The following is a 22,002-nucleotide window of genomic DNA, read 5'->3' as shown; positions in this document are numbered from 1 at the left end:
GCTTTTGATCTTGAACCGGAAGCTGTTCCGCGCTCGTGGACAGACTCCCGACGCCCTCTGCCGGCCGTCGCGTGTCGTCCGGAGACGCCTGCCCCGCCATCGTCGGCGAGAGGCCGCCGGGGGGCGACACGAGTTGATTGCTCAGCGTAGTTGGTCGCTACGTTGGGTGATTCGTGTTATCAAGGGTTTGTTGATCTTTAGGGAGTATCTCGGGAGGCTCGATGGGACTCGTTGGCGCCGGTCAGGTCCTGGTTCTGGCCGCGACCCTGCTTGCCGTCCCGATCGGCGGCGTGTCGGAGGCGGATGTCGTGGCCGCCGGTGTGGCGGAGCGGGGTGGAGGCAGGTTCACGGCCAACCTGGTGGCCCGGCACAGCGGCAAGTGCCTGGAGGTGGCGGCCGATGGGATGGACGACGGGGCCTATGTGCAGCAGTGGGGCTGCGACGGGAAGGCGAGTCAGGAATGGAGCCTGACGGCGACGGGTGGTGGCTACTACACCGTCAAGGCCGCGCACAGCGGTAAGTGCCTGGACGTGCTGGACGACAGCAGGAGTATCGGGGCCGGCGTCCGGCAGTGGACCTGCCTGGTCGGGGCCCGCAATCAGGAGTGGGGGCTCAGTCAGCGGGACAACGGTTACTTCGTGCTGGTGGCCCGGCACAGTGGCAAGTGCCTGCAGGTGATGGATCGTGACATACGTGACGGTGCCCGCGTCCGGCAGTGGACCTGTGTCAGGGGATGGAAGAACCAGGAGTGGCGGCTTGCCTGAGTGGGGTTTCCGCCGGTGATGATGGCCGGTCATCCGGGGGCGCGGCACGATATCTATCACTTAGTGTAGCTATTCGCTACGTTGGGTGATTCGTGTTATCAAGGGTTTGTTGATCTTTAGGGAGTGCCTCGGGAGGCCCGATGAGACTTTTTCACGCCGGTCAGGTTTTTGTCCTGGCGGCGGCCCTGCTCGCGGCCCCGTCGGCTGTGCGGGCGTCGGCCGGCGGGACCGCCGGTGCGCGGGAGGGGCTCCGGGCCAAGTTCACCGCGATCCTGGTGGCCCGGCACAGTGGTAAGTGCCTGGATGTGCTGCACTCTGCGATGGAGGACGGAGCCGACGTCCAGCAGCGGACCTGCGATGGTGGCGCCAATCAGGAGTGGAACCTGACGACCACCAGTGGTGGTTACTACACCATTCAGGCCGTGCACAGTGGCAAGTGCCTGCATGTGATGGACGGTGACCTGCGCAGCGGGGCCAACATCCGGCAGTGGACCTGCGTGAGCGGGCGCTACAGCGAGGAGTGGGGGCTCAGTCAGCGGGACAACGGTTACTTCGTGCTGGTGGCCCGGCACAGTGGCAAGTGCCTGGACATGCAGGGGGGCGGGACGGGGGATGGGACCAATGCCCTGCAGTGGACCTGTGTCAGGGGACGGGCGAGCCAGGAGTGGCGGCTCGCCTGAGTGAGGTTTCCGCCGGTGGTGATGGTCGGTCATTCGGGGGCGCGACACGATATTGATTACTTGGTGTAGCTGTTCGCTACGTTGGGTGATTCGTGTTATCAAGGGTTTGTTGATCTTTAGGGAGTGCCTCGGGGAGGCTCGATGAGACTTTTTCACGCCGGCCAGGTGTTCGTCCTGGCGGCAGCCCTGCTCGCGGCCCCGTCGGCCGCGCGGGCGTCGGCCGACGGGGCCGCCGGTGTGCGAGAGGGGCTCCGGGCCAAGTTCACCGCGATCCTGGTGACCCGGCACAGTGACAAGTGCCTGGACATGTTCACGCTGAGTGATGAGCTGAAGTTGGGGACCGATGTCCAGCAGTGGCCCTGCAGCGCCGACCATGAGGGCCAGGAGTGGAACCTGACGGCGACCGGTGACGGCTACTACAACTTCAGGGACATGGCCAGCGGCCTGTGCATGGAGGTGGTGCAGGGCGACATGCACAACAATGCCGGCCTCCAGTTGTGGACCTGCATCCCCGGACGTCGCAACCAGGAGTGGAAGCTCGTCCAGCGGGACAACGGTTACTTCGCGGTCGTGGTCCGGCACACAGGTATGTGCCTGGACGTGCAGAACGGTCTGATCCTGGACGGGGCCAACGTCAAGCAGGTGAGGTGTGTCAGGGGGCGGAAGAACCAGGAGTGGCGGCTCGCCTGAGGTGCCCCATGTGGTCGCGGGTCAGGCGTTGGCCGGGGTGTCGAGGAGCCAGGAAAGGGTGAACTCGCCGTCGTGGCTAACTCCGTCGAGGAAGGCGTGCCATTCGTCGAGGGTGTAGCGGACGGCGGGGGTGTCGTTGTCCTGCAGGGTGATGTGTTCGCCGTCGAAGCCGATGAGCAGGCGGTCCGCGAGGAGGGTGGGGGAGTTCAGTTTCCGGGGGGTGAGATTGCCTGCTTGGACCTGGTCGAGGAGGGTGAGCCAGGTCTTCGGAGTGATGGCGATGCTGGGGCCTTGGGGGGAGGGGGTGTTGGAGTTGTGCAGCCAGATGGTGGTGCCGTCGAAGCGGGCTTCGACGCAGTTGCTCTGAACACCACTACGGGCGCTTTTACGCCAGATGCCGCAGGAATGCCGATCGCCAACCATCGTTGAGCGTCCTCCTGGATAAATCACGCTAATTAGAGCGTAACGGCTATCTCCCTGAGAAAGGAGTCTGACCTGTCAGGGCTCAGGGCAAGGTCACAGAGGTGATCGAAAGCCCGGAGATACTGTTCGACGCTGTGTTCGTCGATCGTCGGAGGGATCTCCGGGTTGTTCCGGGGCAGACGTCTCGGCGGTGCGGATCGGAGGTTCTCGGGCCTGGACTGGCAGCTGTTCGCGCTGGACGTGCTGTCCGCCTCCCCGAGTTTCTCCCGCCGGTTCGCGGCCACGGCCTCGCAGGTCAGACCCGCACGCACCTTCGTCGCGGACCTGCTGGGGGACGAACATCCGCGCAGGGACGACGCCGTCCTGCTCACCAGCGAGCTTGCCGGGAACGTGATCCGGCACGCGATCCAGCGGGAGTTCCTCGTCTCGCTGGCGTTCGTGACCGGCGGCGTGCTGGTCGCGGTCCGGGACTGCGGGTCTTCCAGGATTCCGTACCCGAGACAGGCGGAGGAGGAGGCCCAGAGCGGCCGGGGCCTCGCCTTGGTCGACACCCTGGCGGCCCGCTGGGGTTTCCACCGATCCCCCGGAAGCACGAGCGTCTGGTTCCAGCTCGCCACGCCCTCGCCCGGCCTGGGCGGAGACGGCTGATCATTCCGGGTTGTTCCCCTGGCTTTAGGCTGTCACCTTCTGTCCGGCCTGTGGGGGTGGCTGATCATTCCGGGTTGTTCCCGGAGGCGTGACCGGCGTCGTAGGGGGTGGTGACGCCCTCGTAGGCGAAGTGGAAGGTCATGCCGAGGGTCGCGTGGCCCAGGTCGTGGCAGTGCGACAGCCAGATGCCCGGGTTGTCGGCGCGCAACGCGACCTCCCAGACCTCGCCGGGGCCGACGTCGAAGGTGTCCATCCACAGCTCTCCGGTGGCGGGTACGCCGTTGCGGGACAGCACACGGACGTGGTGGCCGTGCGGGTGGATGGGATGGACGTCCCCGCTCCGGTTGGCCACCGTGATCTTCACCAGCTCGCCCTCGCGCAGCACGGGGGTGGTGATGCGCGGCCAGACCTCGCCGTTGACCGTGTGGGCCAGGGTGGGGATCCCGTCCAGCATGGCCAGACCCCGATCCAGAATCCAGGTGACCTCCCGGTCGAACCGGTCGAACCGGCCGGATCCGCCGGATCCGCCGGGCCTCGCCGGGCCGTCCGAGTCGTACGTCGCGATGTCCAGCAGGGGACCGGCGGCCGGTGCCGGGGCGGTGCCCGAGCCGGGGGTGAGCAGCAGGCCGAGGTCGGAGCGGCCGTCCACCGAGAGCAGGACGGGTGTGGCGGGCATCGTGAAGGTCAGGTCGTAGCGCCCGCCCGCGGCCAACTGGACCCGCCGGTCCCCGATCTCGCCGGGCCGTGACAGGTCCCGCCCGTCCACGGCGGCGATCCGGTACGGCGTGCCGCTCAGGCCCAGCGTCCGCCGGACGTTGTCGGTCGCCGTGACACGGAGCCGGACCGGCGTCCCCGGGATGACCCCGAGCCGAGCCAGGCCGTCCACCGGGCCTTCGTCGTCGACGGCCACCGTCTGTACACCGCCGAGCACATGGGTGGAGACGGTGTGATCCGACACCTTCGTCCCGCCGGTGGCCGTCGGGTCGACGACGAGCATGCCGTACAGGCCCATCCGGACCGCCGGGTCCGACAGGTCGTGGCTGTGGTACCAGTAGCTGCCCGGGTCCTCGGCCAGAAAGCGGTAGACGAACTCGCCTCCCGGCTTCACCGCGTCCTGGGTGACGCCCGCGACGCCGTCCTCGCCCACCGGGACGTCATAGCCGTGCCAGTGCAGGGTCACTCCGATGCCGGGCATCGCGTTGCGCAGCCGCACCTCGACCAGTTCCCCCTGGCGGACGCGGATGGTGGGACCGGGCACCGTGCCGTCGAACGTCCACGCCTCGACGCGCCGGCCGGAGGCCAGGGTCACGGTCGCGGGCTTGGCGGTGAGGGTGAAGCGTCGTACCTTCGCACCGGTGGCCGGACCGCGCAGGTCCGTCACCGCCCTGGTCGCGGTGGCGGGCTGGGCGGGGTCCTGGACGGTGGTTCCCCGGTGGTGCGCGCCGAGGTCCAGTGTCGCGGGTATCCGGCTCGACCATGCCGACAGGCCCGCCCAGACCAGGGCCGTGCACAGCACCGCGATCCCCGCCGTGGTGCTCCACCTCCCGCGCGCCACGGTTCCGGTCGCGGTCTCCACGCCTCCCGTACGGGAGACGGTGCCGAGCGAATGCCAGGTGATGGTGGCGCCGACGGCGACCAGGGCGATGAGGACGCCGGCCAGGACCGGAGGGACGGGGTGGGAGATCGTGAGTGCCGCGACGACACCGCCCAGGGCGCCGTACCCGGCGGTCAGCGTGGGCACGGCGGTGGCGGGGGACGGCGAAGGGCGGAGCAGCCGGGGGAGGGCGGCGACGGCGGCGACCAGCGCGGGAACGCCGACCAGCGGCAGCGCGAGGATCAGCTTGTCGGCGGCGAACCACCACCCCGAACGGCTCAGCGTGACCGCCAGCCCGACGCGCAGGCCGGTGGCGGCCAGCGCCGCCAGGGTCAGGCCGAGGGCGATCAGGCGGGTGCGGCGGTCGCGGCGGGCCATGACCGTGCTCACGCCGGCGCCGAGCCAGAGCGCGGCGACGAGAACGAGCACGATGTGGTCCAGGGCGAGGAGCTGCGCGGTGTTCATGATCTTTCAGGGAGGGTCGGAGAACTGTGAGAGGCGGCACGGGATGCCGAGGCGAGGGAGCGGAGAGGAGCGGCCCGACTGAGGAGGGAACGGCTCGGGACGCCGGGGCGCGGGTGAGATCAGAACGGGGAGGAGGCCATGTGGGGGGCCCGTCTCCTGGCGTGGGTGGCGTTCGAGGCCAGGGCCCTCGCCTCGCGGAAGATCACCACGGAGGCCCAGAGCAGCAACAGACCGAGGACCGCGTGGAAGCCGAACACGATGTGGGCGAAGGTGTTGGTCTGCTCCTTGGTGGCACCGGACAGCTCGACCAACGGGAAGATCACGAAGAGCTGGCCCAGCATGACCGCCAGCGGGACGAGGCTCAGCCAGATCATCTTGCCGCCCGCGCGGGCCAGCGCGGCGACGATCGCGGTGACCAGGGAGAGCACCGGGATCACCGCGATCCCGTTGATCGCGTGCGGGGTGATGGCGCTGGAGGCACCCGGGCTCGGGGTGGGACGCTCGAAGGCGCCGAAGGTGGAGAGGTAGAACTGGGCGATCACGGCGAGCAGCAGGAGTGCGGCGGAGCCGAGGAAGACCTTGCGCATGGAACGTTCCCTGGAGTGTCGGTCGGAGGAGGTTGACGTTCCAAGGATCACCTTCACCACTTGGCAGGCTCTTGCTGTTGTCTGCGCCACCACTTGGGGCCGGGAATCGGCAGGTCGGGCGGCTCGGGCTGGGACCATGGACGGCGCCGAGGTCAGGACCGGGAGCGTTCGCCGAGCGTCAAACGTTCACGGCCGCGGTCCCGGTGTTTCGCCGCCGTCGGCCTGGCGTTCAACGCGGTCGTGAACAATGCACGATTCGGTGCACCCCCAGCTGGAAGGCCACGATGAACGCTTCGCACGATGACACCGGCGGCGGATCCGGCGGACGGCCGGCACACGCGCTGGGCGAGGTCATCGGGGTCTTCCTGAAACTCGGCGTGATCGGATTCGGCGGCCCGGCCGCGCACACCGCGATGATGCGTGACGAACTGGTGCGCCGGCGCGGCTGGGTCTCCGATGAGCGCTTCGTCGACCTGATAGGCGCTGTCAACCTCATCCCCGGCCCCAACTCCACCGAGCTGGCCATCCACCTGGGCTATGACCGGGCTCGCTGGAAGGGGCTGATCGCCGCCGGGGTGTGCTTCATCCTGCCCGCCTTCGCCATCGTCCTCGCCCTGGCCTGGTCCTATGTCCGCTACGGCCGGACCCCTGCCGCGGAGGGGTTGCTGTACGGGATCAAACCGGTGGTGGTGGCCATCGTGGTGTGGGCCCTGGCCGGACTGCTCAGGACCGCGATCAAGGGCCGGCTGACCGCGCTCGTCGCCACGGTGGCACTGGCGCTGTACCTGCTCGGTGTCAACGAGCTGCTCGTGCTGGCCGCCGGCGGGCTGGTGGTGATGGCGGGCGGCACCAGGCACGTCTGGCTGCCGAGTCGCGGTTCTCCAGGCCTGGTGCTGGTGCCGCTGCTGGTCGGGCCGCGCTTTCCCGACCCCACCGGCGGCCGGCTCACCGAGCTGTTCCTGACGTTCCTGAAGATCGGTTCGGTGCTGTACGGCAGTGGCTACGTCCTACTGGCCTTCCTGGAGGGCGACTTCGTACGGCGGCTCGGCTGGATCACCCGCGACCAGTTGCTGGACGCGATCTCCATCGGCCAGCTCACCCCCGGGCCGGTGTTCACCACCGCCACCTTCATCGGCTACGTCATCGCCGCCCTGCCGGGGGCGGTGCTGGCCACCGTCGCCATCTTCACCCCGTCGTTCGTGCTGGTCGGCCTGCTGACCCGGCTCGTCGACCGGATCCGCGGCCGGGCCTGGTCATCGGCGTTCCTGGACGGTGTCAACGCCACCGCGCTGGCCCTGATGGCCGGTGTCACCCTGCAACTGGCCGGTGACGCGTTCGTCGACCCGCTCACCGTGGCACTGGCCGTGCTCGCGCTGCTGCTGCAGTGGCGCACCAGGCTCAACACCGCCTGGTTCATCGCCGCGGCCGCCGCCATCGGGCTGGCCCGTACGCTGCTCGTCGGTTGACCGGCAGGCGTCGCCGGGGCGGCCCCCCGTGCCGAATCTCGAAACGGTACGGGCAGACTCTGTCTGGTGAAGCGAATCCTCATCATCGGCATCGGTGCCGGTGATCCCGACCATCTCACCCTCCAGGCGGTCAAGGCCATCGCCCGTACCGACGTGTTCTTCGTCCTGGACAAGGGCGAGGTCAAGCACGACCTCGTCCAGCTGCGGCACGACCTCGTCGATGCGCACGCTCGCCCGCCGTACCGGATCGTCGAGGCCGGCGATCCCGAACGTGACCGGACCACTCCCGACTACGCGCCCGCGGTCGAGGACTGGCGCTCGCGCCGCGCCGACATCTGCGAGCGGTTCATCCGTGACGAGCTCGCCGAGGGGCAGACGGGTGCCTTCCTGGTGTGGGGCGATCCGGGCCTGTACGACAGCACCCTGGCCATCGTCGAGGAGATTCACCAGCGGGGCTCGGTCCGGTTCGAGCACGAGGTGATTCCCGGTGTCAGCAGCGTGTCCGCACTCACCGCCCGGCATCGGGTCAGCCTGACCCGGGTCGCCCGGCCGGTGCACGTCACCACCGGCCGGCGTCTCGCCGAGGAGGGGCCCTCGGCCGACGACGTCGTCGTCATGCTGGACGCGCACTGCGCCTTCGCCGATCTGGGCGCCGATCCGGGCGCCGACTTCGACATCTACTGGGGCGCCTACATCGGCACCCCCGACGAGATCCTGGTCGCCGGACCGGTGTCCGAGGTCGCCGACCGGATCCGCGAGCTGCGCGCCGAGGCACGGGCGCGCAAGGGCTGGATCATGGACACCTACCTGCTCCGCAGGGTGACTCGCTGAGCACCTGTCGCGGCGGCCTTCGGGGGCCGCCGCGCATCCGGTCGGTATCCGCTCGTCGCCGTCATGGCCGTATGGCCCGCGCAGCAGAGGCTCACCTCCAAAGCCCGATCCATCCCGGGCCGGGGAGCGGGCCGTGGCGGCCGGATCGACGGGCGGAACCGGGTCCGCCGCGCCGCGACGAATCATCTTGTGTTGACGGTCCGCCACGAAAAGAGTTACATTGCGGACGATTTCGCGGTGGTCCGAGGGAAGTCCGGTGAGAAGCCGGTGCGGTCGCGCCACTGTATCCGGAACGTGAGTTCCGGGAGCCAGGTTACTTGGCCGCCGCGTCCTCATCTGTCGGGACGCGTCATCCCCAAGGAGGCTACTCATGCGTGAGCTGTCCGTTTCTCAGCCCGTTCCCCTCTCCCACCTGGCCCGCTGGCTCGTGGCGGTTCCGCTGCTCCTGCTGGTGGCCTACCTGGTCACCTTCGACCAGGGGGTGGTGTCGCAGGCGGGCGACTATCTGCACGAACTCATGCACGACGGGCGCCACCTGCTCGGCGTTCCCTGCCACTAGACCGCGCGCCGTGATCCGTACCCTGTTGCTCCGCGGCCTGCTCGTCGGGCTGGTCGCCGGGCTGATCGCCGCCGTGTTCGCCTACCTGCTGGGCGAGCCGAACATCGACCAGGCCATCGCGCTCGAAGAGGCCGCCGCCCACGCCCAGACCGAGGTCGGGCACTCCCACGGGGAGGAGGCACTGGTCAGCCGGTCCGGCCAGCAGGCCGGGCTCTTCCTCGCCCTGGCCCTGTACGGCATGTCCGTGGGGGGTATCTTCTCCCTCGTCTTCGCCGGGCTGCGCGGCCGGATCGGTCCCCGCTCCGACGTTGTGCTGGCCGCGACGATGGCCGCCACGGCGTTCGTCGCGATCGTGCTGGTGCCGTTCGTCAAGTACCCGGCCAACCCGCCCGCCGTCGGTGACCCGGACACCATCGGCAGCCGGACCACGCTGTACCTGGTCCTGGTCGCCATTGGCCTGCTGTCCGTGGCGGTGGGAGTGGCCTGCGCCCGTAAGGTGCCGGCCAGGCCCTGGATCGCCGGCGCGGCCGGCTTCCTGGTCCCCGTCATCGTCACCCTGTTCGTGCTGCCGGCGGTCAACGAGGTGCCCGACGGCTTCCCCGCCCAGCTGCTGTGGGACTTCCGGCTGTCCTCCCTCGGCACGCAACTCGTGCTCTGGTCGGCCATCGGTGTCCTGTACGGCATCGCCGTCCAGCGCGCGGTCCGCCGCGACGCGCTCACGGCGGCCCCGAACTGAACGTTCGGCGGGTCGGACACGTCAGCAGGATCTCGCAGAAAGAAACCTCGTGATCGGTGCCTATCCGTTCAGTGCCGTCGTCGGTCTCGACGACCTCAAGCTCGCGCTGATACTCAACGCGGTCTCCCCACGGGTGGGCGGTGTGCTGGTCCGGGGGGAGAAGGGGACCGCCAAGTCCACGATCGTCCGCGCGCTCGCCGCACAACTCCCCGCGGTCAAGGTGATCGCCGCCTGCCGCTTCTCCTGCGACCCGGCCGAGCCGGATCCGGGCTGCCCCGACGGCCCGCACGACGCGGGCGAGAGCGGGCAGGAGCGTCCGGCCGCGCTGGTGGAGCTGCCCGTCGGCGCGTCGGAGGACCGGCTGGTCGGCGCGCTCGACATCGAGCGCGCGCTCACCGAGGGGGTCAGGGCGTTCGAGCCGGGCCTGCTCGCCGCCGCACATCGAGGTGTCCTCTACGTCGACGAGGTCAACCTGCTCCACGACCATCTCGTGGACCTGCTGCTCGACGCCGCCGCGCTCGGCACCTGCTTCGTCGAGCGAGAGTCGGTCTCGGTACGGCACGCGGCGCGGTTCCTGCTGGTCGGCACGATGAACCCGGAGGAGGGCGAGCTGCGGCCACAGCTCCTGGACCGTTTCGGGCTGACCGTCGAGGTGCGGGCGTCCAGGAATCCGGACGAGCGGGCCGAGGTGGTACGGCGCCGGCTGGCCTTCGACGCCGATCCCGCCTCCTTCGCCGCCGGGTGGGCGGGACAGGAGGCGGCCCTGGCGCGGCGGATCGCCGAGGCCAGGGAGCGGGTCAGGCAGGTCGTGCTGCCGGACGCCCGGCTGCGCCAGATCGCGGGGGTGTGCGCCGCCTTCGAGGTGGACGGGCTCCGGGCCGATCTGGTCACGGCTAACGCGGCCATCGCGCACGCGGCCTGGCGCGGCGGCGCCGAGGTCACGGCCGAGGACGTGCGTGAGGCGGCCCGTCTCTCGCTGCCGCACCGCCGCCGCCGAGACCCCTTCGACGCGCCGGGCCTTGACGAGTCACGCCTCGACGACCTCCTGGCGGAGCACGGTGGCGACGAGCCGGGCGAGCCGGGCGAGCCGGACGACCCGGACGGGGGGCCGGGTGGCTCCGGCGGTCCAGGTGATTCGGACGGTCCGGAAGGGCCCGTGAACTCCGGGGACGCTCCGGAGACCGGTTCCGCGGAGAGCTCCGCGCACGAGAGTGGCCCGCACCGCGACGCCGACGGCTCCGGAACCGGCGCCTCCGACGCTCCAGGTGCCTCCGACGGGACCGGCGCAGCACCGGACGCCCCTGCCACGGAGCGGGTGATCGCCGCAGCGGAACCGTACCGGGTGCGCCCCTTCCAGGTCCCCGGACTGGGCGACGGTGCCTCGGGACGGCGGTCGCGGGCCCGTACCCCCAACGGGCGGACCACCGGATCGCGGGTTCCCACCGGGAGGCTCCAGCGGCCGCATCTGTCGGCGACGCTCCGCGCCGCCGCGCCGTACCAGCGCGAGCGCGGCCGCAGTGGCCCCGGCCTGCTGGTACGTGACACCGACCTGCGCGAGGCCGTCCGCGAGGGCAAGGAGGGCAACCTCGTGCTCTTCGTGGTGGACGCGAGCGGTTCCATGGCGGCCCGGCAGCGCATGCGCGAGGTCAAGGCGGCCGTGCTCAGCCTGCTGCTCGACGCCTACCAGCGGCGGGACAAGGTCGGGCTGATCACCTTCAGGGGATCCACGGCGGACCTGGTGCTGCCCCCGACCTCCTCGGTCGAGGTCGGCGCGGCGCGGCTGCGGGAGCTGCCGACCGGCGGTCGCACCCCGCTGGCGGCCGGGCTGCGCCGGGCCGCCGAGGTGCTCAGGGTGGAGCGGCTGCGCGACCCCGCCAGAAGGCCGCTGCTCGTGGTGGTCACCGACGGCCGGGCCACCTCGGGGTCCGACGTGGCGGCCCCCGCCGCGCTGCTCGCCGGTACGGCGGGGGTCGTGGTCGACTGCGAGAGCGGTCCGGTGCGGCTCGCCCTGGCCCTCGACCTCGCGGCCAGGCTGGGCGCGCCCGCGGTACGGCTCGACGCGCTCGCGGCGGGCGGCGGGCTCGGCGGGCTCGTCCGTGACTACCGGACCGACTACCGGAAGGCGGTCTGAGATGCCGCAGGGCAAGCCGGACACGGTGCCCGAGGACGGGCTCACCACGCGCCAGCGCCGCAACCGGCCGCTGCTGATCGTGCACACCGGGCCGGGCAAGGGGAAGTCCACCGCCGCCTTCGGGATGGCGCTGCGCGCCTGGAACCAGGGCTGGCCGGTCGGGGTGTTCCAGTTCGTCAAGTCGGCCAAGTGGCGCATCGGCGAGGAACGGGCGCTCCTGGTGCTCGGCGAGTCCGCCGAGGGCGGCAGCGTGACCTGGCACAAGATGGGCGAGGGCTGGTCGTGGATCCAGCGGCCGGGCAGCGAGGAGGACCACGCCGCCGACGCCCGCGAGGGCTGGGAGCAGATCAGGCGTGACCTGGCCGCGGAGACCTACCGCTTCTACGTCCTCGACGAGTTCACCTACCCGCTGAAATGGGGCTGGCTGGACGTGGACGACGTGGTCGCCACCCTGGTCGCGCGGCCGGGCAACCAGCATGTCGTGATCACCGGCAGGGACGCCGACCCGAGGCTGGTCGAGGTCGCCGACCTGGTGACCGAGATGGGGAAGGTCAGGCACCCGATGGACGCCGGGCAGAAGGGCCAGAGGGGCATCGAATGGTAGTGCCGCGACTGGTGATCGCCGCGCCGTCCTCGGGCAGCGGGAAGACCACCGTCGCGACCGGCCTGATGGCGGCGCTGCGCGCGCGGGGTCTGCGGGTCTCCCCGCACAAGGTGGGACCCGACTACATCGACCCCGGCTACCACGCGCTCGCCACCGGGCGCCCCGGCCGCAACCTCGACCCCTGGCTGACCGGTGAGGACCGGGTCGCGCCGCTCTTCCTGCACGGTGCGCGGGACGCGGACATCGCCGTGGTCGAGGGGGTCATGGGCCTGTACGACGGTGCCGGGAGCGGGGACTTCGCCTCCACCGCGCACGTCGCCCGGCTGATCGGCGCGCCGGTGGTCCTCGTGGTGGACGCCGCGCGGCAGGGCAGGTCCGTGGCCGCGCTCGTGCAGGGCTTCGCCTCCTTCGACACCCGGGTCCGGCTGGCCGGGGTGATCCTCAACCGGGTCGGCTCGCCGCGGCACGAGGAGATCTGCCGCGCCGCGCTGGACGAGAGCGGCATCTCCGTACTGGGCGTGATCCCGCGGGTGGACGGGGTGGCGACCCCTTCCCGCCATCTCGGGCTGATCCCGGCGGCCGAGCGCAGCGGGGACGCGGTGGCGGCGGTGGAGCGGATGGGCGCCCTGGTCGCCGACTCCTGCGACCTCGAAGGACTGGTGGCCCTGGCGCGCTCGGCGCCGCCGCTGCCCGCGCATCCCTGGACTCCGGCCCTGCCCCCGTCCCCGTCCCCGTCTGTGACCGTGACTGCGTCCGGTGGGCGGCCGGTCGTGGCCGTGGCGGGCGGGGCGGCGTTCACCTTCGGGTACGCCGAGCAGGTCGAGCTGCTCGCGGCGGCGGGGGCCGAGGTGGCGACCTTCGACCCGCTCAGGGACGAGTGCCTCCCCGAGAACGCCGGGGCGGTCGTCATCGGCGGCGGCTTCCCCGAGATGTACGCGGCGGAGTTGTCCGCCAACGAGCCGCTCCGCCGCCGGGTGGCCGCCTTCGACGGCCCGATCGTCGCCGAGTGCGCCGGGCTGCTCTACCTGGCGCGCGAGCTGGACGGCCATCCCATGTGCGGAAGGCTCGACATCACCGCGACGATGACCGGCAGGCTCACGCTGGGCTACCGCGACGCGGTGGCGACCGCCAAGTCCGTGCTCACCCGCGAGGGCGAGCGCTACCGGGGCCACGAGTTCCACCGCACGGCCACCGATCCCGGGCACGCGACGCCGCCGCTGTTCCGCTGGAGGGGCGCGGCCGACGGCTTCGCCGAGCCCCTGCTGGCCGCCTCCTACCTGCACCTGCACTGGGCAGGCAGCCCCGAGCTGGCCGAACGCCTGGTCGCGGCCATCGGCTGAACCGCCCTCACTCCGGGATCGAACCGCCTTCACCTCAGGGCCCCGCACCGGTCCGATGACTCCGAGCCCGGCGGCATCCTGCACAAAGGTGGTCACATCACGCGCGTACATCTCCGCCCGCACCGATCCGATGGCTCCAAGTCCGGCGGCATCGGTTGAACCACCCTCACCCCGGGGGGCGGGTCAGCGGTCCTCCAGGTCGCCCTCGATGGTGAGGTACGCCTCCCGCAGGGCCGTCATGATCTCGAGGTCGGGGTGCTCCCACATCTTCCTGTCGGCCGCCTCAAGGAGCCGTTCGGCGATGCCGTGCAGCGCCCATGGGTTCGACGCGGCCATGAACGCCCGGTTCTCCGGGTCCAGGACGTAGGTGGCGGCCAGCCTGTCGTACATCCAGTCGGCCAGCACGCCCGTCGTGGCGTCGTAGCCGAACAGGTAGTCCACGGTGGCGGCCAGCTCGAACGCGCCCTTGTACCCGTGCCTGCGCATCGCCGCCAGCCAGTTGGGGTTGACCACCCGGGCGCGGAAGATCCGCGCGGTCTCCTCGTGCAGGGTCCTGGTCCGCACCGCGTCCGGACGGGTGCTGTCGCCCACGTACGCGGCGGGCGCCCGGCCGGTGAGCGCCCGCACGGTGGCGATCATCCCGCCGTGGTACTGGAAGTAGTCGTCGGAGTCGGCGATGTCGTGCTCGCGGGTGTCGACGTTCTTCGCGGCCACCGCGATCCGCCGGTAGGCGCTCTCCATGTCCTGCCGCGCCGGTGTTCCGTCGAGGTCGCGGCCGTAGGCGAAGCCGCCCCAGACCGCGTACACCTCGGCCAGGTCGGCGTCGTCGCGCCAGTTCCCGCTCTCCATCAGCGGCAGCAGGCCCGCGCCGTAGGCGCCCGGACGGGAGCCGAAGATTCGCAGGGTGGCCCGCCGCTCGTCGCCGTGCGCGGCCAGGTCGGCGTCGGCGTGTGCCCGCACGTAGTTCTCCCCGGCGGCCTCCGCGAGGCCCGCGACCAGCCGTACGGCGTCGTCCAGCATGGTGACGACGTGCGGGAAGGCGTCCCTGAAGAACCCGCTGATCCGGACGGTCACGTCGATTCTGGGCCGGCCGAGTTCGGCGAGCGGGATCGGTTCGAGGCCGCTGACCCGCCGGGACGCCTCGTCCCAGACCGGCCGCACGCCGAGCAGCGCGAGCACCTCCGCCACGTCGTCGCCCGCCGTGCGCATGGCACTGGTGCCCCAGACCGACAGCCCGACGGAGCGCGGCCACTCACCGGTGTCGGAGCGGTACCGCTCCAGCAGGGAGTCGGCCATGGCCTGCCCGGTCTCCCACGCCAGCCTGCTGGGCACCGCCCGGGGATCGACGGAGTAGAAGTTCCGCCCGGTCGGCAGCACGTTGATCAGCCCGCGCAGCGGCGACCCGCTCGGCCCGGCGGGGACGTAACCGCCGTCGAGCGCGTGCAGCACCGCGCCGATCTCGTCCGTGGTCCTGGCGAGCCGGGGCACGATCTCCCTGGCCGCGAACCCGAGCACCTTCTCCACGGCGGCCAGGACTCCGGAGTCGCGGTCACTTCCGTCGGCGAGGACGGACGCGGTGACGGGGGAGACGGCGAACGGGTCCCAGCCGTGCTCCTCCATGCCCTCGACGAGGGCGCGGGCCAGCGACTCGGCCTCGTCCACGCTCACCCTCGCGGCGCCGCCGTCTTCGGCCAGGCCGAGGGCCTCACGCAGGCCGGGGAGTGCCTCCTGACCGGCCCAGATCTGGCGGGCGCGGAGCATGGCCAGCACGAGGTCGACGCGGGCCTTCCCCTCGGGGGCGCTGCCGAGCACGTGCAGGCCGTCGCGGATCTGGACGTCCTTGACCTCGCAGAGCCATCCGTCGACGTGCAGCAGGAAGTCGTCGAACCCGCTGTCCTGCGGCCGGTCGTCGACGCCCAGGTCGTGGTCGAGCCTGGCGGCCTGGATCAGCGTCCAGATCTGCGCCCGGATGGCGGGCAGCTTGGCCGGGTCCATGGCCGCGATCGAGGCGTGCTCGTCCAGCAGCTGCTCCAGCCGGGCGATGTCGCCGTAGGTCTCCGCGCGGGCCATCGGCGGCACCAGATGATCGACCAGTACGGCGTGCGCCCGCCGCTTGGCCTGCGTGCCCTCACCGGGGTCGTTCACCAGGAACGGGTAGACCAGCGGCAGGTCGCCGAGCGCCGCGTCGGGGCCGCAGGAGGCCGACATCCCCGCCGACTTGCCGGGCAGCCACTCCAGGTTGCCGTGCTTGCCGACGTGCACGATCGCGTGCGCGCCGAAGTCGTCGGCCAGCCACCGGTAGGCGGCCAGATAGTGGTGGCTCGGCGGCAGGTCGGGGTCGTGGTAGATGGCGACCGGGTTCTCCCCGAAGCCGCGCGGCGGCTGGACCATCACCACGAGGTTGCCCGCGCGCAGCGCGGCCAGCACGATCTCGCCGTCGGGATCGCGGCTCCGGTCGACGAACAACTCGCCCGGCGGCGGCCCCCAGTGCGCCTCGATGCCGTGCCGCAGGTCCTCGGGCAGCGTCTCGAACCACGCCCGGTAGCGCGCGGCCGGGATCCGCACCGGGTTCGCGGCCAGTTGCTCCTCGGTGAGCCAGTTCCGGTCCTGGCCGCCTGCCGCGATCAGCGCGTGGATCAGCGCGTCGCCGTCCCGCTCCGCCACGCCGGGGAAACCGTCTCCGAGGTCGTACCCGGCCTCCGTCATGGCCGTGAGCAGCCTGACCACGCTGGCGGGGGTGTCCAGGCCGACCGCGTTGCCGATCCTGGAGTGCTTGGTCGGGTACGCCGACAGCATCACCGCGATCCGCCGTTCCGGTGCCCGGACATGCCGGAGCAGGCCGTGCCGTACCGCGATGCCGGCCACCCGCGAGGCCCGCTCGGGATCGGCCACGTACACGGTCAGGCCCTCGTCGTCGACCTCCTTGAAGGAGAACGGCACGGTGATGATCCGCCCGTCGAACTCGGGGATCGCCACCTGGGAGGCCGCGTCGAGCGGGGACAGGCCGTCGTCGTTCTCCCGCCAGGCGTCCCTTCCCGTGGTCAGGCAGAGGCCCTGCAGGATCGGCACGTCCAGCTCGGCGAGCGCGCCGACGTCCCACGCGGAGTCGTCCCCGCCCGCCGAGGCGGTCGCCGGGCGGGTGCCCCCGGCGGCGAGCACGGTGACCACCAGGGCGTCCGCGGCCCGGAGCGTGTCGAACAGGTCGGGCTCGGCGCTGCGCAGGGAACCGCAGTAGACGGGCAGGGCCTGGCCGCCCGCCTCCTCGATGGCCAGGCAGAGCGTCTCGACGAAGGCGGTGTTGCCCGCGACGTGGTGCGCGCGGTAGTAGAGCACGCCGATGACGGGGCCCTCGGTGCGTCGCGCGACACGTTCGAGGGGGCCCCAGCTCGGGGTGGGCGCGGGCGGGGCGAAGCCGTACCCGGTGAGCAGCACCGTGTCGGAGAGGAAGGCGTGCAGCTGGGCCAGGTTCGCCGGACCGCCGTGCGCGAGGTAGGCGTGCGCCTCGGCGCAGACCCCGCCGGGCACCGTGGACAGCTCCATCAGCTCGGCGTCGGGGGCCTGCTCGCCACCGAGGATCACGACGGGCCGCCGGTCGGCGAGCAGCGCGTCCAGCCCGTCCTGCCATGCCCTGCGTCCGCCGAGCAGTCGCACGACCACGAGGTCCGTGCCCTCGGTCAGCGCGGGCAGGTCCTCGGCGGACAGCCTCGCCGGGTTGCCGAGCCGGTAGTTCGCACCGCTCGTCCGCGCGCTGAGCAGGTCGGTGTCGGAGGTCGACAGCAGCAGGACGGCAGGCGGCGCGGGTGGCACGGCCGATCGCGGGGTGGGCGGCACGGAACGCATGCAGAAGTCCTCCCTCGGGGTCCTCGCCCCGGGTCGTCGTCATCGCGACGGCAGGAGTCTCCTGGCTCCCGGATCAACGCTCACCCCGGCCTTCCCGTCCGTTGCCGGACCGTGGCCTTCGGTGGGGTTCGCTCCCCGGTTACAGTGGCGGGACCGCGCCGGTTTCACACCGGCTTCCTCCCTGCGCCGTCGCCTAGGTCACACTATGCCAGGCGGACATCCGTAAAGAAATGGGAGCTACCATCCACTGCGTGTCAATAACCGACCCTCCCGGAAGAACCCGGGCCGACGCGTGTCCCGGAGCGCTCCAGGTGCACGCCGCGGCCGACGGCGGCCTGGCGCGGATCCGGGTTCCCGGCGGGGCGCTCACGGCGCGTCAGCTCCGCGTGGTCGCCGCCGCCGCCCGGGAGCTCGGATCCGGCGTGATCGAGCTGACCTCCCGGGCGAACCTCCAGGTACGCGGCCTCCCGCCGCAGGACGGCGAGCCCCTTCCCGTCGTGCACCCGGCACGCGACGACACGCGCGTTCCGGACGACGGCCGGCGGCTTTCCCCGGCATCCGACTTCGCCGTGCGGCTGGCCGCCGCCGGGCTGCTACCGTCGGCCACGCATGAGCGGGTACGCAACATCGTGGCCTCACCCCTGGCCGGGCGGGCACCCGCGAGCCTGCTCGACGTCCGTCCGCTCGTGTCCGAGCTGGACGGGGAACTCTGCGCCCGGCCCGTGCTCGCCGACCTGCCCGGCCGGTTCCTCTTCGCGCTCGACGACGGCTCGGGCGACATGGCGGCTCTCGGCGCGGACGTCACGCTGCTGCCGGTCGATCCGGTGGACGCCTCGGCGGACGTCTCCGAGGTGGCGCTGCTGCTCGCCGGTGCCGACCTGGGGCTGCGCGCACCCGTCTCCTCCGCCGTCACCGGCATGCTCGCGGTCGCCGAGGCGTTCCTGGCCGAGCGCGCCGAGCAGGGGTCGGGCGCGTGGCGGCTCGCCGAGCTGACCGACGGCCCAGTACGGGTCTCGGTCCGCGGGCTCGGGACGGAGCCGGCTCTCCGGCTGTCCGCCCCCGCCGTACGACGGGCGCGAACGGTGGACAGCGGCACAATCGGGGTCGCCGCGCAGCGTGACGAATGGTCGGCCCTCACCGTTCTCGCCGCGCTCGGACGGCTCACGGCGGCCCAGCTGGAGGCGCTCGCCCAGGCGGCCGAGCACGGCGGGGGAGAGGTCCGGGTGACGCCGTGGCGGACGATCGTCGTCCCCGACCTGCCGCCGCCGGAGGCCGACGGCCTGCGGGCGACGCTCACGGCCGCGGGCCTGGTCGGCGACCCGGCGTCGCCGTGGCTGGGCCTGACCGCCTGCGCCGGCCGGCCCGGATGCGCCAAGGCCCTCGCCGACGTCCACGCCGACGTCCATGCGGGTGTGCGCGCGAACGGCGGCACCGGTTCCGAGTCCGGTGCGGACGGTCCTGACGACGTCCACCCCTCGCGGGGCCGCACCCGTGCGCTCCCCGTGCACTGGTCGGGCTGCGAGCGGCGGTGCGGACGCCCGCGTGGCCGGGTCGTGGACGTGGTCGCGACCGGAGACGGATACCGCGTCGAGGCGGACGGCGTGAGCCGTACGTTCGCCGACGCCGAGCAGACGAGCGCCGCGGTGGCGGCGACCAGAGAGGGAAAGTGATCGACTACATCAGGGACGGGGCGGAGATCTACCGCCGCTCCTTCGCCACCATCCGCGCGGAGACGGACCTCGGCGGCATGCCGCCGGGCGTCGCCCAGGTCGCGGTCCGCATGGTGCACGCCTGCGGCATGATCGACCTCGTCGACGACCTCGCGTGGTCGCCGGGAGTCGTCACGGCGGCGCGCGAGGCGCTGCGCGACGGCGCGCCCGTGCTGTGCGACGCCATGATGGTCGCCTCCGGCGTCACCAGGCGACGGCTTCCGAAGGCGAACGAGGTGGTCTGCACACTCGGCGACCCGCGGGTCCCGGAGCTGGCGCTGCGGCTGGGCACCACCCGCAGCGCCGCGGCGCTGGAACTGTGGCGCGACCGGCTCGACGGCGCGGTGGTCGCGATCGGCAACGCGCCGACCGCGCTGTTCCGCCTGCTCGAACTGGTCGAGGAGGGTGCCGGACGCCCGGCCGCAGTGCTGGGCGTGCCGGTCGGCTTCATCGGGGCCGCGGAGTCGAAGCTGGCCCTGGCCGAGCACCCGGCCGGACTCGACCACCTGGTGGTGCACGGACGCAGGGGCGGCAGCGCGATGGCGGCGGCCGCCGTCAACGCGATCGCGAGCGAGGAGGAGTGAGCGGGTTGAGCGGGGATCTCGGGTGCCTGTACGGGGTCGGACTCGCGGTGGCGGCGGCTGCCGTCAACGTGATCGCGGGTGAGGAGGAGTGAGCGGGTTGAGCGGGGATCTCGGGTGCCTGTACGGGGTCGGACTGGGGCCGGGAGACCCGGAGCTGGTGACGGTGAAGGCGGCCAGGCTGCTCGGCGCGGCCGACGTGATCGCCTACCACAGCGCCCGGCACGGGCGGAGCATCGCCAGGTCGGTGGCCCTGCCCTACCTGCGGGGAGACCAGGTCGAGGAGGCGCTGATCTATCCGGTGACCACCGAGACCACCGACCACCCCGGCGGATACCAGGGCGCGCTCGACGACTTCTACGCCGACTGCGCCGTGCGGCTGGCCGCGCACCTGGACGCCGGGCGCGACGTGGTGGTTCTCTGCGAGGGCGACCCGCTTTTCTACGGCTCCTACATGCACATGCACAAGCGGCTCGCGCACCGGTACCCGACCGAGGTGGTGCCGGGGGTGACCTCGATCAGCGGGGCCGCCGCGGTGCTCGGCCGCCCACTGGTCGAGCGGGACGAGACGCTGACCGTGCTGCCCGGCACGCTCCCGGCGGACGTGCTGGCCGAGCGGCTGGCCGCCGCCGACTCGGCCGCGGTGCTGAAACTCGGCAGGACCTTCGAGAAGGTCCGCGCCGCCTTCGCCGAGGCCGGTCGCCTCGACGACGCCTGGTACGTCGAGCGGGCCACCACCGGTAAACAGCGCATCGAGCCGCTGGCGGACGTCGACCCCGAGTCGGTCCCCTACTTCTCCCTCGCGCTGCTGCCCAGCCCGCTCACGCCGTTCTCCGCGAAGGCCGTGGCCGACCGCGAGGAACAGGCCGGGGACGGGCGGCGCGGCGAGGTCGTCGTGGTGGGGCTCGGCCCCGCCGGGCGGCCGTGGCTGACCCCCGAGGTGCAGGAGGCCCTCGCCCGGGCCGACGAACTGATCGGCTACGGCCCCTACCTCGACCGGGTGCCGCCCAACCCGCGCCAGCGCCGCCACCCCACGGACAATCGGGTCGAGGCCGAGCGCGCCGCGCACGCGCTGGAGCTGGCCGCCGCCGGATCACGGGTGGTCGTGGTCTCCTCGGGCGATCCGGGGGTGTTCGCCATGGCAAGCGCGGTGCTCGAGGTCGCGTCCGAGCCGAGGTTCGCCGACGTCGAGGTACGCGTGCTGCCCGGCCTGACCGCCGCTCAGGCGGTGGCCAGTCGCGCCGGGGCTCCGCTGGGTCACGACTTCTGCGTGCTGTCGCTGTCCGACCTGCTCAAGCCGTGGGAGGTCGTCGCGGACCGGATCACCGCCGCGGCGCGGGCCGACCTGGTACTGGCGATCTACAATCCGGCCTCGCGGAGCCGGACCTGGCAGGTGGCCGCCATGCGCGACCTGCTGCTCGAACACCGCTCCCCGCACACGCCCGTCGTCATCGGGCGGGATGTCGGCGGCCCGGCGGAGAGCGTGCGCGTCGTGGAGCTGGCCGACCTCGACCCCGCCGAGATCGACATGCGCTGCCTGCTGATCGTGGGCTCGTCCACCACCCGGCTCACCGAACGCGGCGGACGGCCCGTCGTCTACACCCCGCGCCGCTACCCGGCCTGAGCCTCCACCCAGGCCGCGGCGGCCTCGGCGGTGTCCGCCAGCTGGACACCGCCGGGGATCGGCGGCCGCCGTACGATGACCACCGGAATCCCCAGCTCCCGCGCGGCGGCCAGCTTGGCGGTGGTCATCTCGCCGCCGCTGTCCTTGGTCACCAGCACCTCGACGCGGTGCTCGCGCATCAGCTCCAGCTCTCCGCGCAGGGTGTACGGCCCCCGGGAGAGCACGACCACCGTCCGGCCGGGCAGCGGCGGGGTGGGCGGATCGACGGACCTGGCCAGGAACCACAGGTCAAGGCCGGTGAACGCGGCCAGGCTGCGGCGGCCGGTGGTGAGGAAGACCCGTCTGCCCAGCTCCGGCAGCAGGCGGGCGGCGGCCTCAAGCGTGGGCACCCAGCGCCAGTCGTCGTCCGGACCCTGGCGCCAGCCGGGACGGCGCAGCACCAGCAGCGGCACCCCGGTGCCGGCGGAGGCCGCGACGGCCGATGCGGTCATCCGCCGGGCGAACGGGTGGGTGGCGTCGACGACCAGGTCGATCGCGTGCTCCCGCAGCCAGTCGGCGAGCCCCTCGGGGCCGCCGAATCCACCCTCGCGCACCTCGCCGACCGGGAGCCTGGGGTTGGCGACCCGTCCCGCCAGCGAGGACACCACGTGCAGATCCGCCCGCCCGTCCAGCCGGGCGGCCAGCGCCCTGGCCTCCGCGGTCCCTCCCAGGATCAGCAGGCGTCTCATCT

General features: G+C 72.0%; 19 protein-coding genes and 2 riboswitches. Of the genes, 14 read left to right on the top strand and 5 right to left on the bottom strand.

Annotated features, from left to right (window positions below):
* Positions 1 to 221: 221 nt before the first annotated feature.
* The 3 genes from ABZU75_RS04315 (at position 222) to ABZU75_RS04305 (ending at position 2,134) form a co-directional block, all read left to right on the top strand.
* A complete protein-coding gene (locus ABZU75_RS04315) occupies positions 222 to 764 on the top strand; it encodes an RICIN domain-containing protein (RefSeq protein WP_355549360.1) in 543 nt (180 codons plus the stop codon).
* A gap of 140 nt (positions 765 to 904) precedes the next feature.
* A complete protein-coding gene (locus tag ABZU75_RS04310; RefSeq protein WP_355549358.1) occupies positions 905 to 1,444 on the top strand; it encodes an RICIN domain-containing protein in 540 nt (179 codons plus the stop codon).
* A gap of 141 nt (positions 1,445 to 1,585) precedes the next feature.
* Positions 1,586 to 2,134, top strand: coding sequence for an RICIN domain-containing protein (locus ABZU75_RS04305; protein ID WP_355549356.1), 549 nt, complete (start codon positions 1,586 to 1,588; stop codon positions 2,132 to 2,134).
* A 21-nt stretch (positions 2,135 to 2,155) separates the two neighbouring features.
* Here ABZU75_RS04305 and ABZU75_RS04300 read toward each other — a convergent pair whose 3' ends face one another.
* Positions 2,156 to 2,557: a DUF397 domain-containing protein gene (locus ABZU75_RS04300; RefSeq protein WP_355549354.1), complete on the bottom strand. Its 402-nt coding sequence runs from the start codon at positions 2,555 to 2,557 to the stop codon at positions 2,156 to 2,158.
* Positions 2,558 to 2,722: 165 nt separating this feature from the next.
* Between ABZU75_RS04300 and ABZU75_RS04295 the strand changes: the two genes are divergently transcribed.
* A complete protein-coding gene (locus tag ABZU75_RS04295) occupies positions 2,723 to 3,205 on the top strand; it encodes an ATP-binding protein (protein WP_355549352.1) in 483 nt (160 codons plus the stop codon).
* Positions 3,206 to 3,269: 64 nt separating this feature from the next.
* Here the strand turns inward: ABZU75_RS04295 and ABZU75_RS04290 are convergent, their stop codons facing one another.
* Positions 3,270 to 5,264 carry a multicopper oxidase family protein gene (locus tag ABZU75_RS04290; RefSeq protein WP_355549350.1) on the bottom strand — a complete coding sequence of 665 codons (1,995 nt, stop codon included), beginning with the start codon at positions 5,262 to 5,264 and terminating at the stop codon, positions 3,270 to 3,272.
* Between the two features lie 119 nt (positions 5,265 to 5,383).
* Complete coding sequence (locus ABZU75_RS04285; protein WP_355549348.1) at positions 5,384 to 5,851, bottom strand: hypothetical protein; 468 nt, start codon at positions 5,849 to 5,851, stop codon at positions 5,384 to 5,386.
* A gap of 284 nt (positions 5,852 to 6,135) precedes the next feature.
* Between ABZU75_RS04285 and chrA the strand changes: the two genes are divergently transcribed.
* The 7 genes from chrA to ABZU75_RS04250 all read left to right on the top strand — a co-directional run bounded on the left by chrA (position 6,136) and on the right by ABZU75_RS04250 (position 13,518).
* A complete protein-coding gene (gene chrA / locus ABZU75_RS04280; RefSeq protein WP_355549346.1) occupies positions 6,136 to 7,317 on the top strand; it encodes a chromate efflux transporter in 1,182 nt (393 codons plus the stop codon).
* Between the two features lie 66 nt (positions 7,318 to 7,383).
* Positions 7,384 to 8,148 carry a precorrin-6A synthase (deacetylating) gene (gene cobF / locus ABZU75_RS04275; protein ID WP_355549344.1) on the top strand — a complete coding sequence of 255 codons (765 nt, stop codon included), beginning with the start codon at positions 7,384 to 7,386 and terminating at the stop codon, positions 8,146 to 8,148.
* Between the two features lie 207 nt (positions 8,149 to 8,355).
* Positions 8,356 to 8,488, top strand: a riboswitch (cobalamin riboswitch).
* 30 nt (positions 8,489 to 8,518) lie between these two features.
* Positions 8,519 to 8,707 carry a CbtB domain-containing protein gene (locus ABZU75_RS04270; protein WP_326830249.1) on the top strand — a complete coding sequence of 63 codons (189 nt, stop codon included), beginning with the start codon at positions 8,519 to 8,521 and terminating at the stop codon, positions 8,705 to 8,707.
* Between the two features lie 10 nt (positions 8,708 to 8,717).
* Complete coding sequence (locus ABZU75_RS04265) at positions 8,718 to 9,443, top strand: CbtA family protein (RefSeq protein ID WP_355549341.1); 726 nt, start codon at positions 8,718 to 8,720, stop codon at positions 9,441 to 9,443.
* A gap of 49 nt (positions 9,444 to 9,492) precedes the next feature.
* Entirely contained in the window at positions 9,493 to 11,574 is a 2,082-nt protein-coding gene (locus ABZU75_RS04260) for a magnesium chelatase subunit D family protein (RefSeq protein ID WP_355549339.1), read from the top strand.
* A gap of 1 nt (position 11,575) precedes the next feature.
* On the top strand, positions 11,576 to 12,178 hold the full coding sequence (gene cobO, locus ABZU75_RS04255) for a cob(I)yrinic acid a,c-diamide adenosyltransferase (RefSeq protein WP_355549337.1): 603 nt from the start codon (positions 11,576 to 11,578) through the stop codon (positions 12,176 to 12,178).
* A complete protein-coding gene (locus tag ABZU75_RS04250; RefSeq protein WP_355549335.1) occupies positions 12,172 to 13,518 on the top strand; it encodes a cobyrinate a,c-diamide synthase in 1,347 nt (448 codons plus the stop codon). The genes cobO and ABZU75_RS04250 overlap by 7 nt, the downstream gene beginning before the upstream one ends.
* A gap of 183 nt (positions 13,519 to 13,701) precedes the next feature.
* Here ABZU75_RS04250 and cobN read toward each other — a convergent pair whose 3' ends face one another.
* Entirely contained in the window at positions 13,702 to 17,358 is a 3,657-nt protein-coding gene (gene cobN / locus ABZU75_RS04245; RefSeq protein ID WP_355549333.1) for a cobaltochelatase subunit CobN, read from the bottom strand.
* 31 nt (positions 17,359 to 17,389) lie between these two features.
* Positions 17,390 to 17,594, bottom strand: a riboswitch (cobalamin riboswitch).
* Positions 17,595 to 17,609: 15 nt separating this feature from the next.
* On the opposite strand from cobN, the gene ABZU75_RS04240 reads away from it, so the two are divergent.
* The 3 genes from ABZU75_RS04240 (at position 17,610) to ABZU75_RS04230 (ending at position 21,272) form a co-directional block, all read left to right on the top strand.
* Positions 17,610 to 19,028, top strand: coding sequence for a precorrin-3B synthase (locus ABZU75_RS04240; protein WP_355549331.1), 1,419 nt, complete (start codon positions 17,610 to 17,612; stop codon positions 19,026 to 19,028).
* Entirely contained in the window at positions 19,025 to 19,651 is a 627-nt protein-coding gene (locus ABZU75_RS04235; protein WP_355549329.1) for a precorrin-8X methylmutase, read from the top strand. The genes ABZU75_RS04240 and ABZU75_RS04235 overlap by 4 nt, the downstream gene beginning before the upstream one ends.
* Before the next feature lie 97 nt (positions 19,652 to 19,748).
* Entirely contained in the window at positions 19,749 to 21,272 is a 1,524-nt protein-coding gene (locus tag ABZU75_RS04230) for a precorrin-2 C(20)-methyltransferase (RefSeq protein WP_355549327.1), read from the top strand.
* Here the strand turns inward: ABZU75_RS04230 and ABZU75_RS04225 are convergent.
* Positions 21,260 to 22,000 carry a cobalt-precorrin-6A reductase gene (locus ABZU75_RS04225; protein ID WP_355549325.1) on the bottom strand — a complete coding sequence of 247 codons (741 nt, stop codon included), beginning with the start codon at positions 21,998 to 22,000 and terminating at the stop codon, positions 21,260 to 21,262. The genes ABZU75_RS04230 and ABZU75_RS04225 overlap by 13 nt on opposite strands.
* Positions 22,001 to 22,002 lie beyond the last annotated feature (2 nt).

This window comes from Streptosporangium sp. NPDC005286 (genome assembly GCF_040607515.1).
In the GTDB taxonomy this organism is placed as follows: domain Bacteria; phylum Actinomycetota; class Actinomycetes; order Streptosporangiales; family Streptosporangiaceae; genus Streptosporangium.
The sequence above is the reverse complement of the archived record's forward strand: the minus strand, read 5'-3'. Positions and strand labels throughout refer to the sequence as shown.

Coding starts and splice junctions, on each gene's coding strand:
- ABZU75_RS04315 (WP_355549360.1), top strand. CDS start 222: ATGGGACTCGTTGGCGCCGGTCAGGTCCTGGTTCTGGCCGCGACCCTG.
- ABZU75_RS04225 (WP_355549325.1), bottom strand. CDS start 22,000: ATGAGACGCCTGCTGATCCTGGGAGGGACCGCGGAGGCCAGGGCGCTG.
- ABZU75_RS04310 (WP_355549358.1), top strand. CDS start 905: ATGAGACTTTTTCACGCCGGTCAGGTTTTTGTCCTGGCGGCGGCCCTG.
- ABZU75_RS04285 (WP_355549348.1), bottom strand. CDS start 5,851: ATGCGCAAGGTCTTCCTCGGCTCCGCCGCACTCCTGCTGCTCGCCGTG.
- chrA (WP_355549346.1), top strand. CDS start 6,136: ATGAACGCTTCGCACGATGACACCGGCGGCGGATCCGGCGGACGGCCG.
- ABZU75_RS04305 (WP_355549356.1), top strand. CDS start 1,586: ATGAGACTTTTTCACGCCGGCCAGGTGTTCGTCCTGGCGGCAGCCCTG.
- ABZU75_RS04290 (WP_355549350.1), bottom strand. CDS start 5,264: ATGAACACCGCGCAGCTCCTCGCCCTGGACCACATCGTGCTCGTTCTC.
- cobO (WP_355549337.1), top strand. CDS start 11,576: ATGCCGCAGGGCAAGCCGGACACGGTGCCCGAGGACGGGCTCACCACG.
- ABZU75_RS04300 (WP_355549354.1), bottom strand. CDS start 2,557: ATGGTTGGCGATCGGCATTCCTGCGGCATCTGGCGTAAAAGCGCCCGT.
- cobN (WP_355549333.1), bottom strand. CDS start 17,358: ATGCGTTCCGTGCCGCCCACCCCGCGATCGGCCGTGCCACCCGCGCCG.
- ABZU75_RS04250 (WP_355549335.1), top strand. CDS start 12,172: ATGGTAGTGCCGCGACTGGTGATCGCCGCGCCGTCCTCGGGCAGCGGG.
- ABZU75_RS04270 (WP_326830249.1), top strand. CDS start 8,519: ATGCGTGAGCTGTCCGTTTCTCAGCCCGTTCCCCTCTCCCACCTGGCC.